This window comes from Paraflavitalea sp. CAU 1676 (assembly GCF_029223285.1).
In the GTDB taxonomy this organism is placed as follows: domain Bacteria; phylum Bacteroidota; class Bacteroidia; order Chitinophagales; family Chitinophagaceae; genus Paraflavitalea.
Window position 1 is genome coordinate 216848 of sequence record NZ_JARHUJ010000005.1, and the last position, 18711, is coordinate 235558.

The following is an 18711-nucleotide window of genomic DNA, read 5'->3' on the forward strand; positions in this document are numbered from 1 at the left end:
TATCTCAATAAAAAATTTTAACTTAGGTAACAACATCAGGGCGGGCCGTGGGGCCACTCTTAACCAACAAACCGGATCAAGCTTATGAGAAAATTCAATTATCCACTGCGGAGGGTAACCCTTTTTTCATTCTTCCTGTTTACCTTCCTTTGTTCCTTCTCCCAAGAACCCACCAGTATTATTCGCGGTACTGTCAAAGACGAGAATGGTCAGCCCCTCGTAGGCGCCTCCGTCGTAGTGCAGGGTAAGCAGCAAGGCACTGTTACCGATGCTGCAGGCCGGTATAGCTTGCGTGTTTCTCCCGGCAGCTACACCCTTGTGGCCAGTTATATAGGCCGCGGCTCGCAGGAAGCGGCAGTGGTGGCAGAAGCCGGACGCACCATCGACAAAGACATCGACCTGAAAGAAGTGATCGACCTCAGTGCCAGTGTGGTCGTGGTAGGTTCCCGTGCGCGGGCGGCGCGTAGTAAACTCTCTACGCCTGTACCGGTAGATGTGATCAATACCCGCGAGATCAAGCAGTTTGCGCAGGTCGATGTTACCCAGCTGCTCACGTATGCTGCCCCATCCTTTCAGAGTGCACGCCAAACCATTTCCGATGGTACCGATCATATCGATCCGGCGGGTTTACGTGGTCTCGGGCCCGATCAAACCCTGGTGTTGGTGAATGGCAAGCGCCGCCACACCACGGCGTTGGTCAACATCAATGGAACGGTAGGGCGCGGTTCGGTGGGCACCGATCTCAATACCATCCCTGTTGCCGCCATCGAACGCATCGAAGTATTGCGCGATGGCGCAGCGGCTCAATATGGATCGGATGCCATTGCCGGCGTCATCAATATCGTACTGAAAAAAAGCTTCCGGGGTATATCGCTCTCGGGTATGGTAGGAGAGAACGTTACTTCTATGCCCTACAATGGCGATGTAAACATCAACGATGGCCTCAACCGGCAGGTAGACATCAGCGCCGGCATGGGCTGGAAGAATGGAGCCTACCTAAACCTGAGCGGCCAATGGCTGAAGCGGGATGGCAGTAACCGCAGCGGGCTCGATAATATTCCCCTCATCTATTATGGAAATGCCGGTTCACTGCCGCCAGCAGCTGCGATACCGCCGGGTGTTACGGCCAACGATTATTATCGTTGGCTCATCGACCAGGATAAAACATTTGCTGATGGTCGAAAATATGACCGCCGCAATATTGTTGCGGGCAACAGTTCGGCCAACAACCTCAGCGGTTTTCTCAATGGCGGCCTTCCGCTGGGCGCTGCCATGAATGCTTACCTCACGGCGGGCGCATCCCACCGCACCGGCGCTGCCAGTGGTTTCAGCCGCAACCCCAATAGCTGGAGCCAGCAACCTGTGATCGGCAATGGCCAGCGGTATTACCTGGACGGGTTTCTGCCGCAGATACATACTACCATCAACGATTATTCAGTCATCGCGGGGTTGAAATCCGAGCTGGGTGAGTGGACGCTCGACATCAGCAATACGCTTGGACAAAACACCATCGAATACGATATAGAAAACACCGGCAACGCTTCGCTGCCTGCATCCAATAACGTGCAGACGCAGTTCTATGCCGGTAAACTGTCTTTCCTGCAGAATACGGTGAATGTGGATCTCAGCCGGCAGTTTGCGCTGGATGTAGGCAAATCGATCAATTTTGCCGCAGGCGGTGAATACCGTTATGAGCGCTACCTGATCCGTCCCGGCGAATTCAATTCCTGGCAGGATACTTCTGTGAGTGGGCGTCGTTTTCAACCCGAACCCATTCCTCCTTATCCGGGTACCACGTTTACCTATACACCACCGGGCGGCCCGGCCGTACCCGGCGCACAGGTATTCCCCGGTTTCCGTCCTTCCGATTCCACCACGGCCCACCGCAATATTTATGCTTTGTATGCCGATGCTGAATACCAAACAGCTAATTTCCTCATTGGTATTGCGGGCCGCTACGAGACCTATAAAGAGTTTCAGGCCAATTACGATAACCTGAGCGGTAAGATCACGGCGCGCTATGATATCAATCGCAACTTCGCCCTGCGGGCATCGGTAAGTACCGGCTTCCGCGCGCCTTCACTGCACCAGCGCTATTTCCAGAACACATCTACGCAGTTCGTAGGCGGATTGCCTTCGCAGGCACTCACCGCCAACAACTACAATCCCGTAGTGCGCAATGCCTTCGGCATACAGGAACTGAAACCGGAGACCTCCACCAGTTTCAGCGCAGGTGTAGTAGGGAAGGTAGGCAACCACCTCACTTTTACGGTCGATGCTTATTTCATCAAGATCGATGACCGCATTGTGCTGTCGACCCAATTTTCAAGAACCAACTCGATCGTCGATTCGATCATGAAAGCGAACAATGTACCGGCCTCGGTCAACGCCCTCCAGTTCTGGACCAATGCCATCAATACTGAAACGAAAGGCATCGATATAGTCGTTACCGAACGCTTCAAAATTGGAAAGGGAAATGCCACCGCATCGCTTGCTGCAAATTTTAATGAGAATAAGGTTGTGGGTGGTTTAAACACGAATTCTGTGATCGATGATCCAAAAGTAAATCCGAGCTGGGGAAATCCCAACGCCAACCCAGCCAATGACTTAAGTACAGGTTTGTTCGATCGGCAGCAGCAGTCACGCATCGAGGTGGCGCAACCACGCAGTAAGATCAACATCACTTTTGGTTATGAAGTTTCGCGCTGGAATTTTTTGCTGCGTGCGGTGAGGTTTGGAAAAGTTGAGTATATTCACAACGTTGATCCTGCCTCTAAGAACCCGGTTACGGGGGCTTATTTCAATGATGTTGGATTGGGGACCGACCAGACCTTCGACGCCAAATGGACGACCGATCTGGTGGTAACCTTCAAAGTGGTGAAGGGACTTTCGATTGCCGTGGGGGCCAACAACCTGTTTGATGTTTACCCCGACAGGATCTTTATCGATCCGCGCAACGAACCTTCCGCCTATTACGCTACACCCGTAACTACGGGGGCCAACAAAACGACCGGCGGGTACAATGCATCACGCGATGCGTCGAACAGGGGACGCTTCCTGTTTACGGCCAACCAGTTCGGTTTTAACGGTCGCTTTCTTTTTGCCCGATTGAATGTAGAGTTGCTGGAGCTGGGTAAAGCGTTCAAAGGGGCATCAACCAAAAAGTAATTCCATTCTCAGTATACAGTCACATGAGAAATCTCAACGGCATCCTGCACATGGGGATGCCTTTTTTGTGTTTTCTTCCTTATTTTCATGGTTTATACCGACATATCATGAAGAAAGCCCTGGCCTTATTATGGCTCCTCGTCTCTGTTACACTGCCTGGATCTGCACAGATAAAATCGCCCGAACAATTCCTGGGGTACAAACTCGGTTCCCGTTATACTCCGCACTACAATGTGGTGAATTATTTTAAAGAGATAGCTGCAACCGCTTCTTCGATGGTGAAGCTGGAAGAATATGGCCGCACCAATGAAGGGCGCCCGTTGCTGCTAGCTGCAGTGGCGCTTCCCGAAAACCTTAACAGGCTGGAGCAAATTCGCCTCAATAACCTGCGCCTGGCCGGCACCACGAATGACAAGGCTGCTGCCGACGAGCGTGGACCTGCCATTGTATGGTTAAGTTATAACGTGCATGGCAATGAAACCTCTTCTTCCGAAGCTGCCATGCTCACCATCTACGAACTGGTGAACCCTTCCAATGCCAAAACAAAGGAATGGTTGAAGAATACCGTGATACTCATCGATCCCTGTATCAACCCCGATGGCCGCGACCGCTATGTGAACTGGTTCAACAGTGTGGTGGGTGTTACTGCCAATGCGCAGCCCTTTACCCGCGAGCACAGCGAGCCCTGGCCCGGCGGACGTTCCAATCACTATTACTTCGATCTCAACCGCGACTGGGCCTGGCAAACACAGGTAGAGAGCCAGCAGCGCATCGCCAAATACAACCAATGGTTGCCGCAGATCCATGTCGATTACCACGAGCAGGGTTATAACGACCCTTATTATTTTGCGCCGGCGGCCGAACCCTTCCATGAAGTGATCACGCCCTGGCAACGTGAATTCCAGGTGTTGATCGGTAAGAACAATGCCAAATACTTTGATGATAATGGCTGGCTGTTCTTTACCAAAGAACGCTTCGACCTTTTCTATCCTAGCTATGGCGATACTTATCCAATTTACCGCGGCGCCATCGGCATGACCTATGAGCAGGGTGGCCACAGCCGCGGCGGCGCCGCCGTGATCAACAACGACGGTGATACGCTGACGTTGTGGGATCGTTTATATCATCATTTCACCACCGGCATGGCTACCATTGAAGTAAGCTCGCAAAATGCGGGTAAGCTGGTGCAGGAATTTAAGAAGTACTATGATAAAGCACGCAGCAATCCGCCCGGCGATTTTAAGGCCTATGTGGTGAAGAGCGATGGCAGCGATCGCATCAACCGCCTGCAAAAGATGCTCGACCGCAACCAGATTGAATGGAATTATGTAAATGCAGCGGGCTTCAGCGGGTTGAATTACTTCACCGGCAAATCGGAAAGTTTCAAAACGGTTTCGGGCGATATCGTGATCAACGCCAATCAACCCAATGCCAATCTGGTCGATGTGTTGTTTGAAAGATCTTCCAAGCTATCCGATTCCGCTACTTACGACATTACTGCCTGGTCGATGCCTTACGTATATGGCCTCACGACCTACGGCATGGGTTCTTATATCTCCAATACGACCAAAGAAGCACCTGCCATTACCGTGGCATCGCCCGCGTCGGCCAAACTGGCTTATGCAGTACGCTGGAATGGTGTGAGCAGTGCACGCTTCCTGGCAGAGTTGATGCAGAAGAATGTGAAAGTGCGTTTTTCCGAACAGCCATTTACCGCCGGCGGTCAGTCGTTCGAGAAAGGCACCTTGCTGATCGTACGCACCAGCAATGCGGGCCTGGGTGATAAGCTGCACCAACTGGTGTCCACCGCTGCGGGCAATGCGAAAGTGAGTGTGCATGCTGTTGAATCGGGCTTTGTTGATAAAGGATTCGATCTCGGTTCAAACAAAGTACATATGCTGCATGCGCCCAAAGTGACACTGATGGCAGGAGAAGGTGTATCCTCACTGGGTATGGGTGAAATATGGCATTTCTTCGAGAAGGATCTTGGTTATCCCATCAGTGTGGTATGGTCGGGCGAACTGAATGGACAGGTTTTAAAGAATACCGACGTGCTGATCTTACCGGATGGGTTCTATAAATTCCTCGGCGACAAAACGCAGAACGAGAACCTGAAGGAATGGGTCAATAACGGGGGTAAACTGATTGCACTGGAAGGTGCCGTGGCGCAGCTGGCCCGTGCGGAATGGGGCATCAAACAAAAAGAAGAGAAGAAGGACGATAAGAAAGATGATAAAAAGGATGATTACACCATGCTGAGACGCTATGAGAACCGGGAACGTGATTTTCTACCCGGGTTCAACCCTGGTTCTATTTTTAAAGTAGAGATGGATAATTCGCATCCGCTGGCATTCGGCTACGATAATTTTTATTATACCCTGAAGCAGGATGATAATATCTATGAATTCTTCAAAGATGGCAGCTGGAATGTGGGCGTACTCAAGAAAGACAACCAGGTAGCAGGTTTTGTGGGTTCGAAGCTGAAAGAAAAGCTGAAAGATGGCGTCTTATTCGGGGTACAGGATAATGGCAGGGGCAGTATCGTGTTCCTGGCCGATAATCCGCTGTTCAGGAACTTCTGGGAAAGTGGCAAACTCTTGTTTTGCAATGCGGTGTTCCTCGTAGGGCAATAAGCTTTTCCAAGTCAAATCGTTAAAATTGGACCAGTGGGGCAGTAAGCTGCCCCTCTTTTACTTATTTTGTCGCACTAATCTCTTATGATGGGTATTTTTTACGCTAAACGCACATTGTTCTCTTTACTGCTTTCTCTCCAGGTGCTGTCGCTCACAGCTCAAACACCTGCTACCTATTCTTCCGCAGATATTTATCTCCAGTTAAAGAAGCTCAAGGTGCTGGGTTCGGTGTTGTATATCGCCGCTCACCCCGACGATGAGAATACCCGTTTGCTAGCCTATCTTTCCAAAGACCGTTTGTACCGGACCGGTTACCTGTCACTCACGAGAGGTGATGGCGGGCAGAACCTGATCGGTGATGAGCAGGGCATCGACCTCGGCTTGATCCGTACGCAGGAACTGCTGGCGGCGCGCCGCATCGATGGGGCCGAACAGTTCTTCAGCCGTGCTTTCGATTTCGGCTTCAGCAAGAGCACCGATGAGGCTTTGGCTACCTGGGGGAAGGATAAAATACTGGGCGACGTGGTATGGGTGATCCGTAAGTTTCAACCCGATGTCATCATTACCCGTTTTCCCGAAGATGCGCGGGCTGGTCATGGACACCATTCGGGCTCGGCCGTACTGGCGCATGAAGCGTTCCGGGCGGCTGCCGATCCCAAAGCCTTTGCCGAGCAATTTACCCAGGGCGTAAAACCATGGCAGGCGAAGCGCATCATGTGGAATACCTTCAATTTCGGCGGCAACAATACCACTTCGAACGATCAGTTGAAGATCGATGTAGGTGGTTATAACAGTGTGTTGGGGAAAGGGTATGGGGAGATCGCTGCCGAGAGCCGTAGTCAGCACAAGAGCCAGGGCTTCGGTGTGCCGGCGAGCAGGGGAGTGGCGTTTGAATTCTTTACACCGGTAGAAGGAGATGCCGCGAAAGCGGATATCATGGATGATATCAATGTGAGCTGGTCGAAAGTAGCAGGCAATGGAACGATCGAGTCGAAGATCGATGCCCTGATCAATAATTATTCATTGGCGCAACCTGCACGTTCGGTGCCTGCCCTGGTAGAGCTGCACAAAAGCATTGCTGCCTTGCCCGAAAGTTACTGGCGCACGCAGAAACTGGCCGAAGTGCAACAACTCATCGAGCGCTGCAGCGGTTTATTCCTCGAGGTGGCCGCTACTTCGGAGTTTGTGGTGCAGGGTGATACCTTGCGGGTAAATGTAGTGGCCAATAACCGTTCGGGTGTCAATGCACGGCTGGTGAAGGTGACGGTAGAAGCCTTCGATTCCACCTTCAACAAAGATCTGGCAGCGAATACCAACCTGATATTTTCAAAGCCTATTTACGTGTTTGCCAATAAGCTGGTTACGCAACCCTATTGGCTGCAGCACAAAATGACAGAAGGTTCTTTTACAGTGAACGATCAGGCACTGATCGGCCGTCCGGAAAGTGTTCCTTCTTACCAGGCTAGTTTTGAACTTACAGTAGAAGGTGCCAGCTTCACGATCGTAAAACCGGTTCAATACAAATTCACCGATCCGGTGAAGGGTGAGTTGTATCGGCCGCTGCTGGTGGTGCCTGCTGCTACGGTGACCACCGATCCCGGTATCGTCATTTTCCGCAGAAACGAAAAGGCATCACAGGATATCATGATGCGGGTTACAGCCAACAAGAATTTCAACAATTATATTGCCAAGGTAAGCAAGCGGTTGAAGTATGATAATTCTACCATCACCGATACCAGCTTCAACGTTGTGAAAGGCCTTAGTAAACCATATTATTTCAGTATCAACAATGGTATGCTCAAGGGGCTGGAGCAGGACAATGTGCAGGCGTTCGTGGAGATGCACAACGGCAAGGAAGAGCAGCCTGTGTGGTTGAATATGACAGCGATCAATTATGATCATATTCCGCCCATTCATTACTTCTACCAGGATGCGGTGAAAGTGTTGAACATCGATCTTAAGACAGCCGGCAAGCGGATCGGTTATATCGAAGGCGCGGGTGATAAAGTGCCGGCGGCCCTGGAACAGATGGGGTATGAGGTGGTGTTGCTGAAGGAGAAAGACATCAACGCTACTATGTTGAAGCAGTTGGATGCTGTGATCACCGGCATTCGTGCCTACAATGTGCATGACTTCATGTTCACCAAATACGATGTGCTGATGGAGTATGTGAAGAATGGTGGCAACCTGATCGTTCAGTACAATACGAATAACCTCATCAGCACGGTGAAGAGCCGCATGGGACCTTATCCATTTACGATCTCCCGCAACCGCATCACCGATGAAAAGGCAAAAGTGAGTTTTCTGCTGCCCGATCATCCGGTGTTGAATTTCCCTAATAAGATCACAGAAAAGGATTTTGACGGCTGGATACAGGAACGGGGCATTTATTTCCCCGATGGACTGGATTCGGCCTATAAGCCTATATTGTCGATGGCCGACCCAAATGAGCAGCCTTTGAACAATAGTTTGATCGTGGCCGATTATGGCAAGGGCAAGTTCGTGTATACCGGCCTGGTGTTTTTCCGGGAATTGCCTGCCGGCGTGCCCGGGGCCTATCGCCTGCTCGCCAATATCATTGCGTTGAATAAAAAGAAAGGATTCTAAATGAGCGCACCTTCGAGAGGTAAAGGACAAATAGCTTTGATCGTTGCCATACTGGTTGGTCTCATCATTGGCCGCCTGATCAAAAAAGCTACCGTGGGATTTGCTATTGGCGCCGTTGCCGGGCTGATGGTGCTGATGATCCTGTCAAAAAGAAAAAATTAACGATTGCCCAACAATATGTCTGCCAACAACGATGATAAAGTGCCTGTATTCAGGCAATGGCGCCAGTGGTACTGGTTCGTGATCGTATTGCTCGCGCTGCAGGTCATATTGTTTTATTTGTTTACCAAACATTACGCATGAACTTTTCCCCGTTAGACTGGTTCGTACTGGTAGCAACGCTGTTGTGTATCATCCTGTATGGGATATACAAAAGCCGTTCGTCCAAGAACGTGGAGGGGTACTTCCTGAGCAACCGGCAGATGCCCTGGTGGGTGGTGATGCTGAGCATCATGGGTACGCAGGCTAGCGCAGTTACCTTCCTCACGGCGCCGGGACAAGCCTATACCGACGGGATGCGTTTTGTGCAGTATTATTTTGGATTACCGCTGGCGATGATCGTGGTGTGTGTGGCTTTTGTACCCATCTTCCGCCGGCTGAAAGTATATACTGCTTATGAGTACCTCGAGCAGCGTTTTGATATAAAGACCCGCATGATCACTTCGCTGTTGTTCATGTTGTCGCGCAGTCTGAGTACCGGCATCAGTATCATAGCGCCGGCCCTGGTGCTGCACAGCATGCTGGGTTGGGATATTACGATCACCAATATATTTATGGGTGGTTTATTACTGATCTATACGACCAGTGGGGGAGCGAGGGCGGTTGCTTATACGCAGCAATTGCAGTTTGTGATCATTTATGCCGCTATGTTTGCGGCCGCCTGGTGGGCCATCCATTTGTTGCCCGATGGTATCGGTGTGGCTGAGGCGTTGCACATTGGTGGAAAGTCGGGCAAGATGAATGTGATAACGACCGGGTTTACTGATCAGGGCTTCGACTGGAAAGACCGCTTTAATATCTGGAGCGGATTGATCGGCGGCTTCTTCCTTACGTTGAGTTATTTTGGAACCGATCAAAGTCAGGTTGGCCGTTACCTCACTGCCCGCAGTGAAGGCGAAAGCAAATTGGGTTTGTTGCTGAATGGCGTAGTGAAGGTTCCGTTGCAGTTTGGTATTCTCCTGATCGGGATATTTATATTCTCCTTTTATCAATTTCATAAGACACCGGCTTATTTCAACCTCGCAGAAGAGCGGAATGCGAAGTCTGGCAAGTATGCCAAGCTCTACAATGAGGCAGAGCAGCAGTACCATGTATTGCAGGAGCAGAAAGCAACCGCGATCACCGGCCTGGCAGCTGCGTTGAAGGCTGAAGATCAGGCGGGCATCGACAAATACCGGCAGGAGCTGGACCTGCATGAGAAGGCAGCCCGGCACCAGCGCGATTCGGTGAAGTCGATCATCAAACTGGCCAATCCCGGCAGTGAAGGCAATGATACCAATTACATATTCCTGCGTTTTGTGGGTGATACGCTGCCAAATGGACTGGTGGGCCTGATCATTGCGATCATCTTCCTGGCTGCCTGGGGTAGTATTGCACCAGCTTTGAACTCACTGGCTTCCTGTACCATGATGGATTTTCACAAGCGGCTTTCGCCGCAACCGATGACTCCGTTGATCGAGTACAAATGGTCGAAGCGGTATACCGTAATATGGGGTATCGTGTGCATCATCATGGCGCAGTTTGCTTATAACCTGGGTAATAGTTTGATCGAGGCCGTAAACATCCTTGGTTCCTTGTTCTATGGTCCAATCCTCGGCATCTTCCTGGTGGCCTTCTGGGTCAAACGGGTGGGTGGCCATGCGGTATTCTTTGCAGCGGCCCTCGCTGAGGTAGTGGTGCTGACGGTTTATTTTATGAAGATCGTTTCCTTCCTGTGGCTGAATGTGATCGGTGCGGTGGCAGTGATCCTGCTGAGCTTAATGATCCAGCCATTTTGTAAGCGGGCTACAGTGGCCGCTTCTGCAGCGCCGGCTGAAGTGCCGGCGAAATAACAACAAATTCTTCTACCATGGGCCTCGATACTGTAGAATTGCTGATGACCGTTGAAAAGCACTTCGGGATCTCTATTCCCGATCAGGAAGCTGAAAACATAATCACGGTGGGTGACTTTCATGAGGCAGTCTGGCAGCACCTGCAACGTGACCCCGCTAAGGCACTGATGTTGAGAGCGGAGGTGGAAGCGACCATCAATACGATCATTGTCGATTTTGCCGGCCTTGACCCCGAAGATGTATCTCCCGAAAAAAGTATCACCAATGATCTTGGGTTGGATTGAGGTTCATGGGCGAAGAGACTAAAAAGCAATCGCCAAATCGTGGTAGTTCCACAATTTGGCGATGCATGTGGAGGGGTTAATTAATTGAAAACTGGGCCAACTTTACTTTGGACCGGCCAACGTTGCGATGATGATATAATGTAAATATCCCCGTGCCGTTGAAGATTACATATGACTTGCGCGGAGCAAACCGGAGGTCGTCTGGTGTATAATTGTTGATCCTGGCCCTTTTGATACCCCCGTTTTCATTGATCTGAAATACGGCTAATTGGGTTGAGGGCCATGATGAGAGCAGGCCAAGATCCTTAAAAGTGGTTTCGGGTTTATCGCTCGTATGCTGAATATAGTCGTGGTAGAATATATACAGATCCTTTCCGTCTTTCAGAACAGGAAGCGCTCCGCTATAGAGTGGGTACGATTGTTCATGTTGTTTACTGGGAATAGCCTGCATCCAGGTTAACTCATTATTGGGACTGATTTTGGTGATGTAAATACTCCCTGTGTTAGTAAGAGGATGGTAATTGCCGCTGGCAAAAAACATTCCATTATCTTCTGTTGTTTGCAAGATGAGCAATAAGCTGCCATCGGATAAGGTGAAATGGGTTATCAAATCAACATTGGCTGATATCCCGCGCTGTTTCATTTCCAGCAGAAATTCCCCGGTTGCAGTTGACCAAAAAGGAGCAGTTCCCAAAGGTGACTCTTTAATGCCCGTAATTTTTTGGGTCGAGCCGTTAAACTTCCCGGAAATCACATATTGAAAGGCTTCATTGACTGTTTTGGACAACAAGCCGGTAAAACTCAGTCCATTGCTATCACTGGCCCAAACAATATTAGATATTCTGCCTTCGGGGAGATCGTCGATATAGGTTGTTGTTACGTTTCCATCCGCTTTTACCTCGGATACTATATATAGAAAGGGTTTGTAAAGATCTTTTTGTGGGCTGACACTGATCTTATTAATCATGTAAAGTGAGCCATTCTGCGACAATACGAATGTGGTATTTTTAACAAAAGGAACTCGTCTGTCGAGTTGGATAGAGAATTTTGTACGTGTATTAAATTTGTTGTCCATTATTACACCCTCGAACACTTGTTGGTTGGCTTTAAGCCTTGTTGCAACGAAAGAGGAGCTGCTGTCCGGAGAAAAGCCCTTGTAGAATTTTTCTGGCTTTTTGGAGGCAGTAAAAACAGGTGCTGGTTGTGCCTCACCCTTTCCGGTAGCCGGGTTAAAGGGATAAGCGTAAATTTCCTTCTTGTTGGCACAAAATACCTGGATTTTATTGTTGAACTCGATAGCTCCGAGGTATTTTCTTTTTTTCAGTTCTTCGATAGGGTGGGAGTAGACTTCCTTCATGTTATTGTCGTAGCCGGTTACAAAGGGTTGTTCCATGTAATATTCAAATGCCCTATCGTAGAAGATGGATACGGTTGTTCCATTCACCGGCTTAAAAATTTCATACAGGTAGTCTGCGAGGACAGTAGATTCCCTGACGTTGACAGATTGTGCGAACAGGTGGTCTGGTTGAAGCCAAAAAGAGGCGGTAATAATGAATGATAAAGCGAACTTGCGCATAGGCGTATTGGTATTTAGGCAGCAAAGAAAGTAAATTTTAACCATTTATGCCAACGTGTATGCTTGCAAAGCGGTTATATTGGTACGTGGGGGTGCAGGGATGCCGATAGGGCTGGCGCCCGGGAAGTACGCGCAGTCAATCCTTGCTGATCTTTGCTGTCCTTTAATGAGAAGTGAACTGAAAGGAAGTGGTGTTACTCAATCTTTTTGTGCGATGATAAACAATTCTACGCCCGACCGGGGTTTGATAGAATTGTAACAGGGCGCCAGCACCCGCAAGTTAAACGTCGGGCTAAACAAGGGCTCATATGCTGCCCGGCTACCGCCGAAAGGAGGGCCTCCTTCGAAGGATCGGTCAAACAATACACCCGCCAGTTTACCGCCGGGTTTCAACAGCTTGTGCATTTGTTGTACATAGTTGGGCCGCAGTTCGGGAGGCAGGGCGCAAAAGAAGGTTTGCTCCAGTATGAGATCGTATTGACCCGTGAGTGCGAAGAAGTCGCCGGTGATGATGGTGAGTTGTTGGCCATTGTAATCGCTGAGCTTGTCTGCCAGCCGTGCCGTGAGCACCGGAGAGAGGTCGGCCACAGTTACCTTCGTAAATCCCTGTTGCAGCAGGTACTCGGCTTCATAGCCGTGCCCGCAGCCCGGAATGAGGATGGAAATGCTTTTATCCGTCAACTGATCGATGTACTCTTTCAACGGTGTGGAAGGATAGCCGATATCCCAGGCAGTTTGCTTCGTATTATAAAGCTCATCCCAGTATTCATGTTTGGTAAGCTCGTCGTTCATGACTTAAATGTAGCATAAAAAAGGCCCCCGTTCCCACGGAGGCCTACCTTTAACATAAAACATCCATAATCAAACATCGTCCATGAACGGTGCGCTGCTGATGCAGCCTTATGGCAAACATCCGTTCTGCCGGTGATGGTGGCTGCACACCGGCTTCAGCAAATATTTTCGAGGTATTTGTAGCCCGATCCTGTATTCAACAGCAATATTTTTTCTTCACGGTGTATGGTACCCTGTGCGATCAACTCCAGCAATGCCTCCCAGATAGCGCCACCTTCCGGCGCCATTACCAGGCCTTCCATGCGCGCTACTTCCTTTACCGCGGCGATCATATCGTTATCTTGTATAGCGATGGCTGTGCCTTTCGATTCGCGTAGTACGCGCAGGATCATGTTCTCTGCAAATGGATTGGGTACTGCCAGTCCGTTCGCGATGGAAGGGCGGCCCACATACTTGCGGCAATTGGGCTGTACCCCCTGCCAGGTATGTACGATAGGTTGGCAGGTGGCTGCCTGTACGGCGATCATCCGTGGACGATGCGATCCGATCCACCCCATGCGTTCCATCTCCTCAAAGGCCTTCCACATGCCTATCAGGCCTGTGCCTCCGCCTGTTGGGTAGAGGATCACATTGGGCAAGGTCCAGTTCATTTGTTCTGCGATCTCATATCCCATGGTCTTTTTGCCTTCCAGCCGCCAGGGTTCTTTGAGGGTAGATATGTCGAAGCAATCGGTGGTTTGTTTCATCTCCGCTACCTTCTTTGCACAATCGCTGATGAGGCCATCCACCAGTATCAGCTCTGCCCCATACAGGTTGCATTCATCCTTAAACACTTTGGGTGTATGACGCGGCATCACTACGATAGCTTTCAATCCAGCCGCTGCACAATAGGCGGCCAGCGCACCACCGGCATTACCTGCCGTAGGTACTATACAGGTATGCGCACCTGCTTCTTTAGCCTTCGATACGGCGGCACTTAACCCACGTGCTTTAAATGAGCCTGTTGGGTTGAGTGATTCATCTTTGATGAACAGCGATGGCATGCCGTATTTTTCGCGCAGGTGCCGTGGCGTGAGGATGGGGGTCATCCCTTCTCCCAGCGTTACAATGTTGGCGGGGTCCATCACTGGCAACACCTCGCGGTAACGCCACATATTCGCCTCGCGGCCACGGAGCAGGTTCCTGGTGAATGTTTCAGGTATGTCGTAGTTGGCCACCAATGGCTGGTTACAGCAGGGCGCAAAGCTGTGCACTTCAAAGGCATCGTACTTATGTCCGCATTGTGAGCAGGATAGGTGAGATAAGGAGGTAAACTGTTGTACTGTTTGCATGGTAGCGGCTTTGAACAATACAAAAGTATCTCTCCTGGCGCAAGCAGGTGATACCGTTTGCTTATATGCTATAACTAAAAGTTATGACCAGTAACCTGATGCAGGCGGGTAACGGGTTTGCCTCAAACTTTGGCCCTGCTGTGGCCCGTTGGCAACGCGACGGTCAGTGTTTGGCACGGCCTTCGCTGCGACCGGTACTCTTACTGTAGTAGGAGGTAGCCAGTTTGATGAATTGCTGGTTGATGCGATCGGCTTCCGATCCGCGACGTTGTACGAAGTAAAACGGGCGCTGTATGGAAATGCCGGGTATATTGAGTCTTATCAGTTCGCCATTCTTCAATTGCCTGGCTACTGAGCGCAGTGGCAGAAAACCCAGGCAGGTGTCATCGAGCAGGAAATTCTTGAGGGCTTCTGTGCCACCCAGTACGATGCGTTGTTTGATATCGGCAATGCTGAGTTTGCATTTCTGCAAGGCTTCGGTAACGGCCGATAGGGTGCCCGATCCGCGTTCGCGTAATGCGACCGGTATCTTTTTGAGGTCTTCGGGTAGTATCACTTTCTTCCTGGCAAGCTCGCTGCGTGCACTGCATACCGGTATTACTTCGTCGGTGAGGAAGTATTGGTATTTGACGGTGTTGATATTGTTCTTTCCCTGGGTAATGGCCAGGTCAATTTCATGATCCAGTAATGCCTTCAGGATGCTCTCCGAGTTCCGGTTCACGAGGGTGAGTTCGATGTTGGGGTACTGTTGATGGAAAGAGGAAAATACAGGAGGTATTACGTAGAGCGATATCGTGGTGCTGGTGCCCAGCGTGAGCGATCCTTTGGCGATGTTGATGTCTTTTTGCCGGGTGATATCGAACTCGAGCTGGCGTTGCAGTTCGCGTCCCTTGACGATGTATTCGAGCAGTATTTTGCCTTCGGTAGTCAGCGATACGGAATTGCCCTTTCGCTCAAAGAGGCTCACTTTATATTGTTTCTCGAGCGTCTGGATATGTTTTGAAATGGCGGGCTGACTGATGAACAATACTTCTGCGGCCTTGGAAAAGCTGAGCTGAATAGCTACTTCGTAAAATACGATATGACCGAAGTTGAGCATGGTGAGCGGTTAATGATAACAAGTTACTGAAGTCCGGCGCAAATAAAAAGCGTTCCGTCAGCCACGGAACGCTTTCTATAATATTTCAGGTAGTTCTATTCGTGGATAGCTACAATGGGTACGTGGCTATGGTAGGCCAGGCGCTTGGTGTGGCTGGTCTTGAACAAGCCACCCAGGAAGGAGTTCTTCTTGGGAACAGTGATGATGAGGTCGATGCTCTTATCCTGCGCATACTGACTGATCGCGTCGAGGAAGTCGTATTGGCGGATAAAGAAGAACTCGGGTTTGTACTCGGCCAGCATGCTGCCCAGTATGTCGGCTTCGGCTTTGTATTCGTCGGTCACGGCTACATAGTGTTCGTGGTCTACGTTCACGATGTGCAAGGTGGGTTTGAAGATGTCGAGTACCGACCTGATGGGAGCAACGGGGGTTGTAGTGGCTACATCCTTGAGGTCGCTGGCCAGTACCACGGTCTTGATCTGGCGGAAATTGGCGTCTGGCGGTACGATCAGTACGGGGCAGATAGCAGTGTTCACCATGTCGAGGGTGTTGCTGCCGATGAAGATCTGCTCGAGCCGGGTAGCACCGGTGATACCCATGATCACCATATCGATATCGTAGTGGCGTACGTAACGCTCCATATTCTCAACAAGGGATGAACCATATTCCAGCACGGTGCTGATAGCTGCGCCACCTGCAAAGGGCTGAATCTCGTCTTTCAGCTGTTGCAGGGCATTGCCCAGGATGAGTGCCCTGTCGTCGTCAGTTTCGGTAAGCAGTGAGCCATCGGCACCTGCAGCGATCTTATCGGACACATTGTAGAGAATGATGGTTGCACCCGCTACTCCTGCTACAGCCTGTGCTGCATATTTGGCTGCATTTTTAGAAGTATCGGAGAAATCAGTGGGGACGAGAAATTTTTTCATGTGTTCGCTAGTTTTTTCGAAAGATACGGCAATACGGGCAATCGTACACCCCCGGCCAAGAAAAGTTTTGAGCATTGCAGTGGGCCATCGCTTCACCTGCCATTTTACTTTTATCAACCGGTTGAGTTGGCTGCTTCCTTGTGCTTAGCCGCCTTTTCTATAATTATTCCCTATTTTTAGCCCTATTATCTTGTTTGTATAAATCATCAGCGTATGAAAAAAGGCTCACTCGTTATCCTTTATCTCTTAATCGTTCTCCCCATGCTTGCACAACAGGCTACCGATGTAGCGATCATTCCCGAACCCGTTTCTCTGGAGAAACGGACCGGCAGCTTCCAGTTCTCCGGCAGCACACGAATTGAAGCGGCCGACCGCCATCCCGATGTATTGCGGGTGGCCAACCTCTTTGCCGACCAGGTGCGCAAGGCCACCGGTTATAAAGCAACCGTTCAAACCACAGCGGCCGCTACGCGTACCAACCTGGTGAGCTTCGTTCTCAATAAAGCGGAAGATATGGAACTGGGTACTGAAGGGTACCGCCTGGAAGTGTCTCCTGCAGCCGTAACCGTAAAGGCCAATTATCCGGCAGGACTTTTTTATGGCATTCAAACCCTGCTGCAACTGTTCCCCAAAGAGATCGAAAGCAAAACAACCGTAAGCCAAAAAAGCTGGGCTGTACCTGCGGTTAAAGTGACCGATTACCCCCGCTTTGGCTGGAGGGGATTGATGTTCGACGTATCACGCCATTTCTTTACCAAAGAGCAGGTGAAGCAATTCATCGACGATATGGTAAAGTACAAATACAATATGCTGCACCTGCACCTTACCGACGACCAGGGCTGGCGCATTGAGATCAAGAGCCTGCCAAAGCTGACTTCCGTTGGCGCCTGGAGAGTCGAGAAAACGGGCCATTTCGGAGGCTTCAGCGCCCCCGAAGCCGATGAGCCTGTTAACTATGGCGGTTTCTATACCCATGAGGATATCCGCGAGCTGGTGAAGTATGCCGGTGAGCGTTTCGTCAATATTCTTCCCGAGATTGATATACCCGGTCATAGCATGGCAGCAGTAGCCGCGTATCCCGAGCTTTCCTGTACGCCTGGTAATTACCGGGTAAGCTCCGGAGATAAATTCATGCAATGGAATGGCGATGGCACCTTCTATGCACTGGTCGATAATACGCTTTGCCCTGCCAACGAACAGGTGTACTCGTTCATGGATAAAGTCTTCACCGAAGTGGCCGAACTATTTCCCTTTGGATATATCCATATGGGAGGCGATGAGTGTGCCAAGAACTTCTGGGAGAAAAGTGATGCCATCAAACAACTGATGGAAAAAGAAAAGCTGAAAGACCTGCACGAGGTACAGAGCTATTTTGTAAAACGCATCGGGAAGATCATCGAGGCGAAAGGCAAGAAGATGATGGGCTGGGACGAGATCCTTGAAGGCGGTCTGGCACCCGGTGCGGCTGTGATGAGCTGGAGAGGCAATAAAGGTGGCAAAGAAGCGGCTGCTGCGGGCCATGAAGTCGTGATGAGCCCCAACAACCATGTGTACATCGATCTGCGCCAGGGAGATCCGGCTATCGAGCCTCCCGTGTACAGCCAGGTACTGCTGAAAGATTCGTATAAATTCGAACCTGTACCAGATGGTGTGAACCCCAAACTGATCAAAGGCGGACAGGCCAACTTATGGACCGAACAGGTATATAATCTGCGCCATCAGCAATACATGACCTGGCCCCGTGCTTTTGCCGTGGCTGAGGCGGTGTGGTCGCCGAAGGACAAGAAGGACTGGAACAATTTTATCGGCCGGGTTGAGCAGCATTTCAAGCGTTATGATGTGGCCGAGAAGAAATATGCGCCCAGTATGTATGAGCCCATTATCAATGCTGCCAAAACGGCTAATGGAGCCATCGGCGTAACCTTCAGTCAGCAGCTGGAAGGGCTCGACATTTACTACAGCTTCGACAACTCTTTCCCCGACCGTTTCTATCCTAAATACAGCGGCAGTGCGGTGGTGGTGCCCAAAGATGCAGGTTTCATGAAATTGGTTACCTACCGTGGTAAGGAACAGGTTGGCAGACTGATCACCATTCCGGTTACCGAGCTGAAGGCAAGGGCCGATAAGAAGAAGTAAGCGACCGGTCGGCCCGTCCGATTCGGTAATAATAAATGAAAAGGGAAACATCTTTCGATGCTTCCCTTTTTTGTTTTTACATGGCCAATGACATTACCGGGCTACGGG

The 18711-nt window shown here is 50.3% G+C and carries 12 protein-coding genes and 1 pseudogene; 8 read left to right on the forward strand and 5 right to left on the reverse strand.

Annotation, left to right across the window (positions count from 1 at the left end):
* The first annotated feature begins 84 nt into the window (after window positions 1–84).
* The 7 genes and pseudogenes from P2H89_RS17350 to P2H89_RS17380 form a co-directional block, all read left to right on the forward strand.
* Window positions 85–3168, forward strand: a complete 3084-nt coding sequence (locus tag P2H89_RS17350) for a TonB-dependent receptor (RefSeq protein ID WP_275829132.1) — start codon at window positions 85–87, stop codon at window positions 3166–3168.
* 107 nt (window positions 3169–3275) lie between these two features.
* Window positions 3276–5801, forward strand: coding sequence for a M14 metallopeptidase family protein (locus P2H89_RS17355; protein WP_275829134.1), 2526 nt, complete (start codon window positions 3276–3278; stop codon window positions 5799–5801).
* An 84-nt stretch (window positions 5802–5885) separates the two neighbouring features.
* Entirely contained in the window at window positions 5886–8408 is a 2523-nt protein-coding gene (locus tag P2H89_RS17360; protein ID WP_275829136.1) for a PIG-L family deacetylase, read from the forward strand.
* A complete protein-coding gene (locus tag P2H89_RS17365; RefSeq protein ID WP_275829138.1) occupies window positions 8409–8570 on the forward strand; it encodes a hypothetical protein in 162 nt (53 codons plus the stop codon). It begins immediately after the preceding gene.
* 3 nt (window positions 8571–8573) lie between these two features.
* Complete coding sequence (locus P2H89_RS17370) at window positions 8574–8711, forward strand: hypothetical protein (RefSeq protein WP_275829140.1); 138 nt, start codon at window positions 8574–8576, stop codon at window positions 8709–8711.
* Window positions 8708–10459 carry a sodium:solute symporter gene (locus tag P2H89_RS17375; protein WP_275829142.1) on the forward strand — a complete coding sequence of 584 codons (1752 nt, stop codon included), beginning with the start codon at window positions 8708–8710 and terminating at the stop codon, window positions 10457–10459. The genes P2H89_RS17370 and P2H89_RS17375 overlap by 4 nt, the downstream gene beginning before the upstream one ends.
* Window positions 10460–10482: 23 nt before the next feature.
* Window positions 10483–10572 (forward strand): annotated as a pseudogene (locus P2H89_RS17380) (acyl carrier protein); the annotation flags it as partial.
* Window positions 10573–10819: 247 nt separating this feature from the next.
* Here P2H89_RS17380 and P2H89_RS17385 read toward each other — a convergent pair.
* From P2H89_RS17385 to P2H89_RS17405, 5 genes are all read right to left on the reverse strand, one after another.
* Window positions 10820–12319 carry a hypothetical protein gene (locus tag P2H89_RS17385; protein WP_275829143.1) on the reverse strand — a complete coding sequence of 500 codons (1500 nt, stop codon included), beginning with the start codon at window positions 12317–12319 and terminating at the stop codon, window positions 10820–10822.
* A gap of 198 nt (window positions 12320–12517) precedes the next feature.
* A complete protein-coding gene (locus P2H89_RS17390; RefSeq protein ID WP_275829145.1) occupies window positions 12518–13111 on the reverse strand; it encodes a methyltransferase domain-containing protein in 594 nt (197 codons plus the stop codon).
* A gap of 155 nt (window positions 13112–13266) precedes the next feature.
* A complete protein-coding gene (locus P2H89_RS17395) occupies window positions 13267–14442 on the reverse strand; it encodes a threonine synthase (RefSeq protein WP_275829147.1) in 1176 nt (391 codons plus the stop codon).
* A gap of 163 nt (window positions 14443–14605) precedes the next feature.
* Entirely contained in the window at window positions 14606–15541 is a 936-nt protein-coding gene (locus P2H89_RS17400) for a LysR substrate-binding domain-containing protein (RefSeq protein ID WP_275829149.1), read from the reverse strand.
* A 95-nt stretch (window positions 15542–15636) separates the two neighbouring features.
* The gene (locus tag P2H89_RS17405; protein WP_275829151.1) at window positions 15637–16467 is read right to left on the reverse strand and encodes a universal stress protein; all 831 of its coding nucleotides are present in this window, start codon (window positions 16465–16467) and stop codon (window positions 15637–15639) included.
* Between the two features lie 213 nt (window positions 16468–16680).
* On the opposite strand from P2H89_RS17405, the gene P2H89_RS17410 reads away from it, so the two are divergent.
* Window positions 16681–18603 (forward strand): beta-N-acetylhexosaminidase, encoded by a 1923-nt coding sequence (locus tag P2H89_RS17410; protein WP_275829153.1) that lies wholly within the window; start codon window positions 16681–16683, stop codon window positions 18601–18603.
* Window positions 18604–18711 lie beyond the last annotated feature (108 nt).

Excerpts from the sequence above, each read along its gene's own strand:
- P2H89_RS17390 (WP_275829145.1), bottom strand. The coding sequence starts at position 13,111 with ATGAACGACGAGCTTACCAAACATGAATACTGGGATGAGCTTTATAAT.
- P2H89_RS17400 (WP_275829149.1), bottom strand. The coding sequence starts at position 15,541 with ATGCTCAACTTCGGTCATATCGTATTTTACGAAGTAGCTATTCAGCTC.
- P2H89_RS17355 (WP_275829134.1), top strand. The coding sequence starts at position 3,276 with ATGAAGAAAGCCCTGGCCTTATTATGGCTCCTCGTCTCTGTTACACTG.
- P2H89_RS17385 (WP_275829143.1), bottom strand. The coding sequence starts at position 12,319 with ATGCGCAAGTTCGCTTTATCATTCATTATTACCGCCTCTTTTTGGCTT.
- P2H89_RS17350 (WP_275829132.1), top strand. The coding sequence starts at position 85 with ATGAGAAAATTCAATTATCCACTGCGGAGGGTAACCCTTTTTTCATTC.
- P2H89_RS17360 (WP_275829136.1), top strand. The coding sequence starts at position 5,886 with ATGATGGGTATTTTTTACGCTAAACGCACATTGTTCTCTTTACTGCTT.
- P2H89_RS17410 (WP_275829153.1), top strand. The coding sequence starts at position 16,681 with ATGAAAAAAGGCTCACTCGTTATCCTTTATCTCTTAATCGTTCTCCCC.
- P2H89_RS17375 (WP_275829142.1), top strand. The coding sequence starts at position 8,708 with ATGAACTTTTCCCCGTTAGACTGGTTCGTACTGGTAGCAACGCTGTTG.
- P2H89_RS17405 (WP_275829151.1), bottom strand. The coding sequence starts at position 16,467 with ATGAAAAAATTTCTCGTCCCCACTGATTTCTCCGATACTTCTAAAAAT.
- P2H89_RS17395 (WP_275829147.1), bottom strand. The coding sequence starts at position 14,442 with ATGCAAACAGTACAACAGTTTACCTCCTTATCTCACCTATCCTGCTCA.
- P2H89_RS17365 (WP_275829138.1), top strand. The coding sequence starts at position 8,409 with ATGAGCGCACCTTCGAGAGGTAAAGGACAAATAGCTTTGATCGTTGCC.